This window comes from Bacillus cereus group sp. N12, assembly GCF_016483575.1.
GTDB lineage: Bacteria > Bacillota > Bacilli > Bacillales > Bacillaceae_G > Bacillus_A > Bacillus_A toyonensis.
The window spans coordinates 105,971-118,331 of the sequence record NZ_JAEHBO010000010.1 but is presented as its reverse complement, the minus strand read 5'-3'; the positions used below and the strand labels follow the sequence as shown (position 1 = coordinate 118,331).

Genomic DNA, 12,361 nt, shown 5'->3' with positions numbered 1-12,361 from the left:
TTCTAGCTTCGTCGGCAGCGTCAGATGTGTATAAGAGACAGCTTTATGATCGTATAGCAGAGAATCAGTGGTGGAACTATGTATTAATAATGATTAGTTTTACACTCTCTGTATTAGTATTTATTAGCCTAGTAATTTATAAAAAAAGAAAGCTATCTAAAGTATAATGAAGAAAATTATCTATAAATTATTTCAAATTTGTATTCTTTGTAATGTATTAATATTATGTATCGTACATCCAAAAGTTTATGCTGAGCAAAATATTAAAGTTACTTTAGATAAGTACATTGAAAAATTTATAAAGGAGCAGAACATTCCAGGAGCTTCTGTTGCAATTGTACATCATAAAGATGTATTCTTCGCAAAATCGTGGGGAATTACTGGAGAGTCTGAAAAAAAGGTAACTAGTAAAACACCGTTTGCAATCGGTTCAATAAGTAAATCTTTAACAGCTTTAGCTATAGTAAAGTTAATAGAAGACAAAAAGATAAAATTAGAGGATTCAGTTCAACAACATCTCCCTTGGCTTAAACTAAAAAATCCTCAATTAACCTCGAATATAACAATTCAACATCTACTAACTCATACGAGTGGAATAAATACATATGAAGGTTTAGCGCTATCAGATAAGCAATTAAAAAGTTCTACATCAATAAAAGATAATGTAATGAAACTTTCAAATGTAAAATTAACTGCTCCACCAGGGGAAATATATCAATATAGTAATGCGAATTATATTGTTTTAGGTGCACTTATTGAGGAAGTAACAAATGAAACATATTCTTCATATATGGAAAAGCATGTTTTTCAGCCATTAGAAATGAATGGTGCGGCAGCAAATAAAGATAGTGCATATGAAAAAGGATATTTAACAGGCTATCAATCTTGGTTTGGTATACCAAGAAAAAGTGTAGTGTCCTATGATAATGCTGGGGCACCATATGGTTATATTACCGCGAATTTGGAAGACATGATTCAATATATTATGTTTTTAACTCGCCAAGAGCACAATCAATTTTTAAAGAGAGAAAATATTGACCTTTATTTATCACCACTTTATAAAATAAATCCAGAAAAAAGTTATGGGTTTGGATTAAGAACAACGAATTTAAATGACAACGAAACGATGATTTGGCATTCAGGATCTACCCCCGATGCTCATGCAGAAATGTTTACTTTCAATAATAGCGGCTGGGGTGGTGTGATTTTAACGAATAAAAATCATGTATTAGAAGAGGCGGCACTAGTGGTGTTGAAAAAGGGGATTATTAGTATTTTGAATGGTGAAGAACCTAATGAAGTCCCTAAAAATATCCCAATCACACAAATTGTAATGTCGTTAATTATACTCATACTTTTCATTACATCGATTATGTTAATTAAAAAATATAAACATAAGAAAAATCGTAAAAAATCCAATTGGTTTTTCGTAGGGAGTCTATTTCTAATATTATCAATTATTTTAATCCCACTTCTTACTTATAGTACAAATTCACCGTGGCATACGATTGAAGTATTTTCAGCAGATGTAGCTTTACTAACTAGAATTATAATAATCTTATTTGCTGTAAACGGACTAATATCAATCTTAATTGCCTTAAGAAGGCAGAAAGAAGGTAATTAATTAAAGAATTATAATTCAAGTTGTTATAAACAGTTGACTCTCACACGATGTCATTGTTTAAAATAAAGTTGAGCTTCGAAGTAGACAGAATTTTTAGGGGGAAACCATGTTTAAAATTGGAGATTTTTCAAAATTATCTTCCATTAGTATACGTATGTTGAGACACTACGATAAAGTGGAGCTATTACAGCCAGTAAAAGTCGATGAGCAAAGTGGTTATCGATATTATTCAGCGGCTCAACTAAAGAAAGTAAATCAAATTCAAACGTTTAAAGATATGGGGTTTAATATCGCTACCATTAAAAAAATAATAGAATGCGATAATATAGATAGTATAAAGGAGCAATTTCTAAATCGTAGTACTCAAATTAAAGAAGACATGAATAACCTTCAAAAACAATTACGTCTCCTCGAAAACTCAATGAAAACGATGAGAGAGGATGTTGTTGAGATGAACTATCATGTTTCAATAAAAGAAATTCCAGAAAGAAATGTAGCTACTGTTAGAAAGGTTATTCCATCGTATAATTGTGAAGGCGATTTATGGAGTATATTAATGCAAGAAATTCATATGAAAAATATTAGTATGGCTCACCCGAGTTATAGTATCGCTGTCTTCCATGATCAAGAATACAAAGAAAATGATGTGGATATAGAAATACAGCTAAATATCTTAGGAAAGCATGAAAATACAAAAGATGTTCATTTTCAAAAAATAGAGCCAATCAAAGTAGCTTCTATAACAGTAAGCGGAAGTTATGAACAAATGACAAACGTAAATGAAGCAGCCGCAAAATGGATTGAGACGGAAGGTTACGAATTAGCAGGCCCGATGTTTAATATTTATCATGTGAGCCCAGCGATGGAACCGGATCCTAATAAGTGGGTTACAGAGGTTTGTTATCCAATCAACAAATAAGCAAAAAAAGGCATATTTTATGCCTTTTTTATTTTATTGTACTCAAAAGTGTATAGAAAAATGGTGTGTCTGTTGGATTCATTCACTATAAGTTTGAATGTGAGAATAAATGAGGTACTTAAAATTTTTTTTCATCTAATTGAAATTGTGTTTTAAGTAAAGCCCTTAAGATAATATACAGGTGAATAAAATTAATTTAATGATATGTGTATCCTCCATCAGGAAATAATACACTACCCGTAGTAAACTCATTTTGCATTAAAAACAGGACAGTATGTGCAATTTCATCATTATGCCCAGGCCTTTTTACAAGAGAAAGAGACTTATAATCTTCATAAGCAGCTAGTCTTTTTTCGTTTTGTTCATTCTCTCTTTGTATCGTTCCAGGAGAAACAACATTAACTCTAATCGAAGCTAATTCAACAGCTAAAGCTTTTCCTAAACTTTCAATAGCACCATTACAAGCTCCATAAGCAGGAGCACCTTTAAGTGGCCTTTGGCTAAATGCACCAGACATTAACACGATAGATCCTGATTTTGAAAGAAAAGGAATGGCATATTTCACGGCATAATATTGAGGCCAAAACTTTCCGATAAAGCTACTTTCAGCAATTTCCTCTGTAGTGGTTATTGGTCCAAGTGTGTAAGAAGCCCCCGGTGTAAATAAATGATCAAATTTCCCGACATCTTTGAAAAAATTTTGTAATTGCTCTTTATTTTGATTATCCAATACATAAGTTTGAAGGTGATTGTTATTTATTAATTCTTGAGCAGCCTTTAGCTTTTCTTCCGAGCGTCCGGCAATAATAACATGTGCGCCTTGTTCAACTGCTTGTGTTGCTGTTGCTAATCCTATACCAGAACTTCCACCAATAATAACGATTTGTTTATCTTTTAATGTAGTAAAAGACATGATTAAGCCTCTCCCTTAATATAAAATTAAAAATAAATGTGTGTTGCTTTTATTATTCGTTAAAAAATGGTTATTGAAAAGTACGCACTTTACTTGTACTTAGTCGCAACTTTCGTACTAATGAAGTAGTGAACGGAGAAATAACATGAAAAATGATTTATTATGATCTATGATGGGATGGGAGAGGTGAGGAGATGGATTTACAAGAACCTAAATTAAAAGGGGTAATAGCGACATTACAAATAATCGGTGGGAAATGGAAGCCATTGCTTTTATTTATTTTGCTAACAGATGGAACGAAACGGTTTGGTGAATTAAAGAGATTAATACCCGATATATCTCAAGGAACATTAGCGAAGCAGCTTCGTGAATTAGAGCAAGATCAACTAATAAAACGTGAAATGTATCAAGAAATACCACCTAAAGTGGAATATAGTTTATCTGAGCATGGAAAAACGGTAAGCACGGTGTTGGATAGTATGTGTGGTTGGGGTAGAGGACATTTAGAATTCATTGATAAAAATAGACTATAAAATTATTATGTAAACTAAATGGTTTTGCGGAAAGGTACTTTTTTGATAATTTATATTTTATTATATATAATTAAACCATGTTATTATACATAGAATCTTCGAATTGAGATGGGGTAGATGAAATCCTATATTATTCGAAGTAACTAGTTGTTCGGGGCTGAAAAAAATGCATACTAGATATAAAAGAAGCTTTACGAGTAAACTATGAGTCTATATCGAGGATCGTCAGTTTTAAACATTTCATACATTTTACAAAGGGGAAATAATAAAATGAACGAATTAGAATACAAAAACTTTTATGATAAAGTAGGAAGATTAAATGGGTGGGATTTCAGTAAGCTGAAATGTGAAACGGTAGGAGACACTTGGGACTTTTATGGCGAAGTGAAAGAAAGATGAAAACCATCAGACATGCTACTTGATGTAGGTACAGGTGGAGGAGAGAATGTACTTAATATAGCATCTTCAGCTAAATTGTTAATTGGAATAGATAATTCTAATGGCATGATTGAAACAGCACATTCCAACTTGAAAAAAGTAGGTGTACAAAATGTTGAGTTTCTCCAAATGGGTTCTGAAGCTTTAACGTTTCCGCATACTTATTTTGATATTGCTTCTAGTTGTCATGCACCGTTTCTAGCATCTGAGTTAGCAAAAGTAATGAAAAAAGGTGCTTTTTTCTTAACACAACAAGTTTGTGAACATGATAAATTAAACCTTAAAGAAGCATTTGGCAGAGGACAATGCTTAGGTGAAAGAGATGGCACTTTAAAAGAAAAGTATATGAGTGAACTTATTAGTGCAGGATTTGAACTCGTGCAAGTACGTGAATATGATGTTACCGATTATTACAGTACACCTGAAGATCTCATTTTTTTATTAAAACATACGCCTATTATTCCTAATTTTGGAGAAGAGGAAGAGGATTTTACTATTTTACAAAAGTTCATCGACGCGAATAGTTCTGAAAAGGGGATTCGTACGAATTCAAAGAGGTTTATGATTATTGCTGTTAAATAATAATATACATTAGCGTAAAGGCAGATTTTCTTTTAAAGAAAATCTGCTTTTTTGTATAGAAAAAAGCAGGGTAAACTTGAAAAAAATAGAAATAATCATAATGTAAATTTGAAAATTAAAATATGGAGGATAACTGTTTTGAAACGTTACTATATTAACAATGAAAAATTAAAAGCACATATTACTGAGTGGGGAGAAAATGATAAACCCGTTATTTTTTGTTTACATGGATTAGGTAGTACAAGTTTAAGTTTTATAGAAATCGCAGAAAAATTAAAGGAAGAGTATAGACTTATATCCATTGATGCACCTGGGCATGGTAAAACACCGCCCTTTGAAAGAACAGAAGATTATGAGATGCAAAACTTAGCAAATTGGTTAAATGAAATAATGAATGAACTGAAAATCGAACATTTTTATTTTCTATCACATTCGTGGGGAAGTTTTGTAGCGCTATTTTATTTGTTACATAATCCAGAAAAGGTATTAGGGAGTATTCTCATTGATGGAGGGTACCAAACGAAAAGGCTTCAAGAAGAAACGTTGGAAGAAGAAATTGCTTATTATGAAAAGGACTTTGAAGAGTATGTATTTAATAGTTGGGATGATTTCTTTAAAAGTGAAAAAGAAGTGTATACAAGATGGTCTCCATTATTAGAACTTGCAGTTAAGGATCTTGGTATAGTAATAGATAATAAAGTATGTTGGCATGCGAGGGGTACAACAGCTGGTAATATCGTAAAGGGTATGCACAAGGATGAAATAATGGATATATATGAGGAGTTACCATCTAATATAATATTACTTCGTGCTACAGTACCAGAAATTTGGGATGAGTATAGAGGGAAGACAGCGAGTAGTTTTAGTGAGAGAACAAAAGCGATAGTAAAACTAATCCCGAATTCTACCCATCTGTTACATTGGGATTATCCGGAGGTTATAGTAGAAGAAATAAGAAAACATTGGTAAAGTCCAATATAATTTAAAAAGGTTGATTCTTGTAATGTATTAGAATCAACCTTTTTGAAGTGGATGTAATAAAACGTATTGAGCAAGTTGTTTGCTTAAAGTGTTATTTTTTTGCCGGTGTATTTCCCATCGCGATAGAAATTCTATTCCAACTATTAATTTGATTAATAATCAAGACAAGGTCAATATATTGTTTTTCATCATAATGTTCACATACTCGTTTGTATAGGGAATCAGGAACTCTTTTAGTAGGAATAAGTGTAATATGCTCAGCTAATTCAATTGCGACTTTTTCCTCCGCTGTATAAAAAGTACATTCACCCCAAGTACTTAAGCAATAAATTCTTTGTTCAGTCTCTCCCATTTTTCGTGCATCAGATGTATGTAAATCTATGCAGTAAGCACAGCCATTGATTTGAGAAACTCTAATTTTAATAAGTTCTCTAGTCGTTCGATTAATCGTGGATTGTTTTGTGTACTTTTCCATGTCCATCATAATTTTCATAGCATCAGGTGCAGCATCATAGTAAGAAATTCTTTGCGTCACAACACAACACTCCTTTTAGCTTAAAATATTATTCATTATATCTTGAAGTGGTCGTTCATACTAATTATTTGTACTAAAACGCAAACTGCTTAAAGCTTAGATTGTATTAGCTGAAAATGTTAACGCAACAGTTCTAATACAAAAGTAGTAGTTTGTTAATTAAAGTTTCAATCTCCAGATGGATTTTTCCTGTTAGTTTTTGAAATACAATACTAATAGAAATAATCAATTTGGAGGTTTATTATAATGATTACACACATTTCAGATATTAAACTACAAACTGTTTCTATAGAAGGAGTAAAACAAGTATACAGAGATATATTATCTTTTCCGATAAAAAAAGAAACAGTATCATTTATTCAATTTGAAGTAACGCCATACACAACAATTAGTTTTCAGGAAGTGTATGAACCAATTGTACCTGCGCATCTCGCTTTTGAGATTCCATATTCGAAATTTCAAGAAACAGCAAACTGGCTTGAAGAATCTGGTTTACTCATTGTGAAATGGAAAGATGGTCATACAATTGACGAGGAGAGCGGTCGATTCAATTTATACTTTAAAGACGGTGATGGAAATCTTCTTGAAATTATCGCACATAGTTATATTAATGAAGAGGTATTAGTTTCACATTCACTGTTAAACGTTTTATACGTAAGGGAAATTGGTCTTCCTGTTAAAAGTGTACCTGTATTTACGGAGTGGTTGAAATCAAATCTAAATATGAAAACGATGGAAGATGGGGACATTTTCAATTTTGTTATAGGTGGAACTGCATACATTGTCGCAACTTGGTGGCAACGAGCTTGGATTCCAATTGATATGAAAGCTTTACCACCAAAAGTACACGTTTCTTTCGGAACACCAGATCAAGCATTTTTACAACGAATACAAAATAATTTGAAGAAAAATAGTGTTCCATATGAATGTAAACATAATAAAGTATTATTTATTGAGCAGGGATATACGTTTACTGTCTTGTATACACCAGAGTTCCGTTCTGATATTGCTAGTAAATTAAACTTACCACTTTCTATTTAGTTTTAGAGAGAGGTAAGTTTATATTGTTTTAAAGAATATAAAATCTAGTTATTATGTTGATGTAACATTTGAGCTATTCCTTGACCAAATGACCAGTTCTCAATTGATGTCTCATGTAAAGTAATGAAAACATCAGCACTAGAGATGTGTAATATAGTAGCTGTGGTAGTTGCTATAGCATTATACAACCCCTTTTTTTGATTCATTGTTCTTCCTGGTCCACACGTAATTGTAACATAAATCATATTATTAGATCGTTTTGTTGAACCCTCTAATAGATAAGAAGAATCATAAAACAGCTGATGAGATGGATAAGGTAAAAACATTTGGAAATAATCGTTTTCGGGGATACTAAAATGTTCCATTAATGAATGATGAATTTTGATACTTACATTTTTTAATAACTTATTATCGGATAATTCTTCAGGATGATAAACAGTAACAAATGGCATATTAGAGCACTTCCTTTCTTTTGAATTCATTTTACTTCCAATCATTTCATTTGTATAATTGAAAATATATTAACTTATTATCAATAAAATCGATAAAGATGGTGTGTCAAATGGAAATAAAAGAATTAATTACATTTAAAAAAATTATTGAAGAAGGAACGTTTTCACAAGCTGCTAAACAATTAAACTATGCCCAATCAACTGTAACAGCACATATAAAAAAGCTAGAGAATGAAATAGGTTTTCTATTATTTGAAAGAGGATGGGATGCGAGATTAACAGAAGAGGGAAAACTCTTTGCAGAGGAAGTAGAAAACTTATTAACACATTGGGAGTATTCCAAATCTCAAGCACAACGTATTAGTAATGAAGAGAGAGGGAGTTTAAGAATTGGTCTATTAGAATCTTTTGCTAAAAGGTTAATTCCAATAATATTAAAGTTTTTAAACGATGAAAAACCATATATACATTGTGATTTTGTAGTGGGAAATACTGCACTTTTAGCAGAGATGATTAAACAAAATAAGGTCGATTTTGCGGTGTGTGGACATAATAATAGTTCGAATATAAAATTCACTCCAATAAGTGATGAACAAATTGAATTTATAGTAAACCATCCGAATCATCCTTTACTACAAAAAGATTTTGTTGAAATATTTGATATTATAGATTACCCCATAATTGTAGGTGAAAATAGTTGTTTTTCATATCAATCTGTAAGTTCTTTATTAACGGAAAATAATTTGTCTTTTAAGAGAGTATACAATTGTAGTGCTTTGAACCTTATTCCACAAATGCTCTTTGAGAATGCTATAGGAATTATACCCAAAGGTACAATTTTGAATGAAGAAGTACTATCTTTTAAGATTAAGGGTTTTAATTCTAACATTCCGATTGGTATTTTAATATCTACTAAAAATAACAATTATTTAAGTCAAACGAAACAAAAAATTATGAACATCATTAAAGTAGCCCTATAATTATGCAGAAAATAATTATAAGGCTATTTTTAATACGTATTTTTCATTTATTATTTCAAAGGTTTTATAATGACAGGATTTATATGAGTAGAAGGATTCCCTAACATTACAGTGAATTTAAAATAAAGGTGTAGTAATAATACTATATAGTTTAAGGAGGAGAAGACTTGAATTTAGGTGAGCTGATAGCCAAAGGAAATACAGCGAAGATATATCTTCATGAAAATAAAGTTATTAAATTATTTGAGGAATACCTTCCAAACACAGAGTCTACAAATGAAGCAAAAAAACAAAAATATGCTTATTCATGTGGACTACCAGTTCCGAACGTATTTGAAGTGACAAAGATACAAAATAGACAGGCAATTATTATGGAATATGTAAAAGGAGAAAATATTGGCGAACTCTTGCTTAATAATCTAAATAAGGCAGAACATTACATCAATATTTGTGTTAATGAACAAAAAAAGATTCATTCTATACGTGTGAATATAGATGAAATGGAACCAATGAGAGAAAGGTTAGAGTGTCAAATTAAATCTGTTCATAAATTGGATGAAAACAAAAAGAAAAATATTTTACAAAAATTAGATTCAATTGTATTTGATTCTAGGCTATGTCATGGAGATTTTCATCCGTTTAATCTGATTTTGAGTAACGATAACGTAAAAATTATAGACTGGATAGATGCAAGTTCAGGTGATATCCGTGCAGATGTATTTCGTACATACTTATTGTACGCTCAGGCCTCAGTAGAATTAGCTGAAATGTATTTACATATGTATTGTAGAAATACTGGCTTATCAAGAGATGAGATTTTTCAATGGGCTCCGATTATTATTACAGCTAGATTTGCTGAGAAGATATCTCCGCATAACGCAGTTTATTTAAATGGAGTGTTAGATCAGTATGTATAATTAAAAAATAAATAAAATCCAGTAAGTAATTATCCTTATATAGGATGTGGTTTAACTATTGTAGCTAAACCACATTTGCTTTACATTTTGATTAATGAATCTTTATTTTCAAGTTTCATTCTATAAAGATTCATTATCCGTACTTGATTCTCAGTTAATTCTTCTTTATTCCAATACATGTGCATTAAACTATATTCAAATATCTCTTTTAATTTGATAAACAACGGAAGCTTGTCTATCATTTCTTTAGGTAGTTCTCTTTTTTCTTGATACCCGTCAAGTATCGCTTTTGTAATAGAATTCTCATAGTCAACAATATTTCCATTTCCAGCAAATGAATATTCTATTGCACTATAAATTGGAACTGCTAAATCGAATATGTAAAAGTGTTTTTCACAGTCTTGAAAATCAATCATGGATAAGTTTGAATCGCTATCAACTAAAATGTTTTCTAACCATAAATCTCCATGGATCAGGCCGTAGTTCGTAGATGTTTTTGGAAGGTTTTTAATGGAAGATAAAACATCGCATGCAATTTCTCTAATAATAGTCTCTTCTTTAGGGATATATTTAAGGAAATTATATTCTTCATTTTCATACCAAGCGTTAATATGTTTAACTCGTTCAATACTTTCAAAGTCTTTAGATATCAGATGTAATTTGCCAATTTCTTGACCCAATTGTTTAAATACATCGGGATTCCATTCACTTCTTGGTAAGTGAATGCCAGGAGCAGCTTTATAAACTACAGCAAATACCTCCTTGTCTAATGTTAAATTTTCTACTAAATTCCCCTGTAAAGAAGGTATGATTGGTGGAACACCTAATCCAGTTTGATATAAAAAGTTTGTATATTTAACTTCTTCTAACTGTTCTTCATATGTTTTATAGTTTGTGATTCTAATGAAGTAATTCCCTTGTACTGTATTACATTGATACATTTCGTTTGTTATAGGTTTAATGTTAATAAAATGTAATGGATAACGTCCGTTTACTAATGTGAGTATTTCTTTTTCTAATTCCTTCATTTTGAATTCCTCTCTATATTTAAATTTTTTCAACCTAAAAACTAAAAGTTCCTTAATTTACAAAATTCGTGTTTTATTTTATGAAATCCTTTAAAAAGATATATCCTGCAATTTGCGTGTTAATAATTAGTAGGGTAGGAACACTCCACAATGATTAAAGTTAAATTGAAAAGTGAATAGAATATATGACAAAATAAGATAGCTGAAAAAATATAAAACAAAGTATTTAAGGATTTTAGAGAATGGTTCGTGTTATAAACCACAAGAAACATCAAAAGAAAGAAACGTATCCCTCTTATAATTTTTAGTGAGGAGTGAAGTAAATGAATGAGTATATACAGCAAATGATTGATTGGATTGAGAAGAATTTGAGGAAGGCATTCTCATTGGAAAAATTATCGCATTACATGGGATATTCCTCTTATTATTGTTCTTTCAAATTTCATCAAGCAACAGGTGTCAGCATTAGGCGTTATGTTCTTCTTAGAAGATTGTATTTATCTACGGAGGACTTGACGAAAGGTAGAAAGATAATAGATATCGCAATGGATTACGATTACTCTTCGCAAGAGGCTTATGGTAGAGCTTTTAAAACTGTTTTTGGTATAACCCCAAAAGATTTCCAACTTAGCAAGATGCCAGTTCAATCATTTGTTAAACTCAATATAAATAAAGAAGAGGAGTTTAAAATGAATATTTCTAGAAAAATAGAGGTTGAGCAGTTACGAAATAGGAAATGTGAACTGTTCGATAAAGACGTACTAAATATATTAAATGGCCAATTTATGTATGAAGAATTTAAAAACGAAAAATTAATGGGAGAGTCTGATTATGCCCCATTTAATGAAGCAATGTGTGTAAATGCTACTAGTACACAAGTTTTCGATGAAGAATTCATTGAAGTAAGAGCAAGGGGGCATAATAGTTCAGTAGAGAATTATATAAAAAAGGTTATAGATCCATTAGAAAAGTTTTTTAAGAATAATTATGAATGTATTGTTTTATGGTTTGGTGAAGATATGTTTTGCCAAATGAACCTAGTAACAATACTTTCTTATCTTGAGCAGTCAGGCTATGAGGGTAGAGTGATTTTAAATAGCTTTAGGGAAGATGAATTCAAAGTCAGTCAAACTGAACTTAAGTTAGGTAACTATTGTTCTGTATACAAAGAGGTATTGGTAAACCATAGAAAACCATCTGTGGATTTACTCCCAGTGATGTATCAGGCTATAAAGTTATATTTAGAAATGTTAAAAGAAGATAATGCTGTAACAAAATTTATCTACAAAAATAAAGAATTATCAAACCAAGAATTATTAATACAGTTGTTCCATCTTTTTCACGCAATCGGATATGGAGATTCTCAGTACATAAAACTTATTAATAAAATAAAGAAGAAAGCTGCACCTAAAATATAG

General features: G+C 30.9%; 14 protein-coding genes. 10 read left to right on the top strand and 4 right to left on the bottom strand.

Annotated features, from left to right (window positions below; translation table 11 throughout):
* The first annotated feature begins 166 nt into the window (after nt 1-166).
* Both JDS92_RS08345 and JDS92_RS08340 read left to right on the top strand, forming a co-directional pair.
* Complete coding sequence (locus JDS92_RS08345) at nt 167-1,624, top strand: serine hydrolase domain-containing protein (RefSeq protein ID WP_199631803.1); 1,458 nt, start codon at nt 167-169, stop codon at nt 1,622-1,624.
* A gap of 106 nt (nt 1,625-1,730) precedes the next feature.
* Nucleotides 1,731-2,543, top strand: coding sequence for a MerR family transcriptional regulator (locus JDS92_RS08340; protein WP_199631802.1), 813 nt, complete (start codon nt 1,731-1,733; stop codon nt 2,541-2,543).
* Nucleotides 2,544-2,739: 196 nt separating this feature from the next.
* Here the strand turns inward: JDS92_RS08340 and JDS92_RS08335 are convergent, their stop codons facing one another.
* Complete coding sequence (locus JDS92_RS08335; RefSeq protein ID WP_000011251.1) at nt 2,740-3,456, bottom strand: SDR family oxidoreductase; 717 nt, start codon at nt 3,454-3,456, stop codon at nt 2,740-2,742.
* Between the two features lie 194 nt (nt 3,457-3,650).
* Here JDS92_RS08335 and JDS92_RS08330 point away from each other — a divergent pair, with 194 nt between their 5' ends.
* The 4 genes from JDS92_RS08330 to JDS92_RS08320 all read left to right on the top strand — a co-directional run bounded on the left by JDS92_RS08330 (nt 3,651) and on the right by JDS92_RS08320 (nt 5,978).
* A complete protein-coding gene (locus JDS92_RS08330; protein ID WP_199631801.1) occupies nt 3,651-3,989 on the top strand; it encodes a winged helix-turn-helix transcriptional regulator in 339 nt (112 codons plus the stop codon).
* A 270-nt stretch (nt 3,990-4,259) separates the two neighbouring features.
* The gene (locus tag JDS92_RS31235; protein WP_274606199.1) at nt 4,260-4,388 is read left to right on the top strand and encodes a hypothetical protein; all 129 of its coding nucleotides are present in this window, start codon (nt 4,260-4,262) and stop codon (nt 4,386-4,388) included.
* A gap of 12 nt (nt 4,389-4,400) precedes the next feature.
* Entirely contained in the window at nt 4,401-5,009 is a 609-nt protein-coding gene (locus tag JDS92_RS08325) for a class I SAM-dependent methyltransferase (RefSeq protein ID WP_242475992.1), read from the top strand.
* Between the two features lie 138 nt (nt 5,010-5,147).
* On the top strand, nt 5,148-5,978 hold the full coding sequence (locus JDS92_RS08320; RefSeq protein WP_199631800.1) for an alpha/beta hydrolase: 831 nt from the start codon (nt 5,148-5,150) through the stop codon (nt 5,976-5,978).
* A 103-nt stretch (nt 5,979-6,081) separates the two neighbouring features.
* Here the strand turns inward: JDS92_RS08320 and JDS92_RS08315 are convergent, their stop codons facing one another.
* A complete protein-coding gene (locus JDS92_RS08315; protein WP_097952771.1) occupies nt 6,082-6,525 on the bottom strand; it encodes a carboxymuconolactone decarboxylase family protein in 444 nt (147 codons plus the stop codon).
* A 246-nt stretch (nt 6,526-6,771) separates the two neighbouring features.
* On the opposite strand from JDS92_RS08315, the gene JDS92_RS08310 reads away from it, so the two are divergent.
* Nucleotides 6,772-7,566: a VOC family protein gene (locus JDS92_RS08310; protein ID WP_199631799.1), complete on the top strand. Its 795-nt coding sequence runs from the start codon at nt 6,772-6,774 to the stop codon at nt 7,564-7,566.
* A 44-nt stretch (nt 7,567-7,610) separates the two neighbouring features.
* On the opposite strand, the gene JDS92_RS08305 is transcribed toward JDS92_RS08310, so the two are convergent.
* The gene (locus JDS92_RS08305; RefSeq protein WP_199631798.1) at nt 7,611-8,018 is read right to left on the bottom strand and encodes a tautomerase family protein; all 408 of its coding nucleotides are present in this window, start codon (nt 8,016-8,018) and stop codon (nt 7,611-7,613) included.
* Nucleotides 8,019-8,128: 110 nt separating this feature from the next.
* On the opposite strand from JDS92_RS08305, the gene JDS92_RS08300 reads away from it, so the two are divergent.
* Nucleotides 8,129-8,998, top strand: coding sequence for a LysR family transcriptional regulator (locus JDS92_RS08300; RefSeq protein WP_199631797.1), 870 nt, complete (start codon nt 8,129-8,131; stop codon nt 8,996-8,998).
* Between the two features lie 167 nt (nt 8,999-9,165).
* The gene (locus JDS92_RS08295) at nt 9,166-9,915 is read left to right on the top strand and encodes an aminoglycoside phosphotransferase family protein (protein WP_001048443.1); all 750 of its coding nucleotides are present in this window, start codon (nt 9,166-9,168) and stop codon (nt 9,913-9,915) included.
* An 80-nt stretch (nt 9,916-9,995) separates the two neighbouring features.
* Here the strand turns inward: JDS92_RS08295 and JDS92_RS08290 are convergent, their stop codons facing one another.
* Nucleotides 9,996-10,943, bottom strand: a complete 948-nt coding sequence (locus tag JDS92_RS08290; RefSeq protein ID WP_199631796.1) for a phosphotransferase enzyme family protein — start codon at nt 10,941-10,943, stop codon at nt 9,996-9,998.
* A gap of 323 nt (nt 10,944-11,266) precedes the next feature.
* Here JDS92_RS08290 and JDS92_RS08285 point away from each other — a divergent pair, with 323 nt between their 5' ends.
* Nucleotides 11,267-12,361 carry a helix-turn-helix domain-containing protein gene (locus JDS92_RS08285; protein WP_199631795.1) on the top strand — a complete coding sequence of 365 codons (1,095 nt, stop codon included), beginning with the start codon at nt 11,267-11,269 and terminating at the stop codon, nt 12,359-12,361.

Excerpts from the sequence above, each read along its gene's own strand:
- JDS92_RS08345 (WP_199631803.1), top strand. The coding sequence starts at position 167 with ATGAAGAAAATTATCTATAAATTATTTCAAATTTGTATTCTTTGTAAT.
- JDS92_RS08325 (WP_242475992.1), top strand. The coding sequence starts at position 4,401 with ATGCTACTTGATGTAGGTACAGGTGGAGGAGAGAATGTACTTAATATA.
- JDS92_RS08335 (WP_000011251.1), bottom strand. The coding sequence starts at position 3,456 with ATGTCTTTTACTACATTAAAAGATAAACAAATCGTTATTATTGGTGGA.
- JDS92_RS08340 (WP_199631802.1), top strand. The coding sequence starts at position 1,731 with ATGTTTAAAATTGGAGATTTTTCAAAATTATCTTCCATTAGTATACGT.
- JDS92_RS08310 (WP_199631799.1), top strand. The coding sequence starts at position 6,772 with ATGATTACACACATTTCAGATATTAAACTACAAACTGTTTCTATAGAA.
- JDS92_RS08305 (WP_199631798.1), bottom strand. The coding sequence starts at position 8,018 with ATGCCATTTGTTACTGTTTATCATCCTGAAGAATTATCCGATAATAAG.
- JDS92_RS08290 (WP_199631796.1), bottom strand. The coding sequence starts at position 10,943 with ATGAAGGAATTAGAAAAAGAAATACTCACATTAGTAAACGGACGTTAT.
- JDS92_RS08285 (WP_199631795.1), top strand. The coding sequence starts at position 11,267 with ATGAATGAGTATATACAGCAAATGATTGATTGGATTGAGAAGAATTTG.
- JDS92_RS31235 (WP_274606199.1), top strand. The coding sequence starts at position 4,260 with ATGAACGAATTAGAATACAAAAACTTTTATGATAAAGTAGGAAGATTA.
- JDS92_RS08330 (WP_199631801.1), top strand. The coding sequence starts at position 3,651 with ATGGATTTACAAGAACCTAAATTAAAAGGGGTAATAGCGACATTACAA.
- JDS92_RS08300 (WP_199631797.1), top strand. The coding sequence starts at position 8,129 with ATGGAAATAAAAGAATTAATTACATTTAAAAAAATTATTGAAGAAGGA.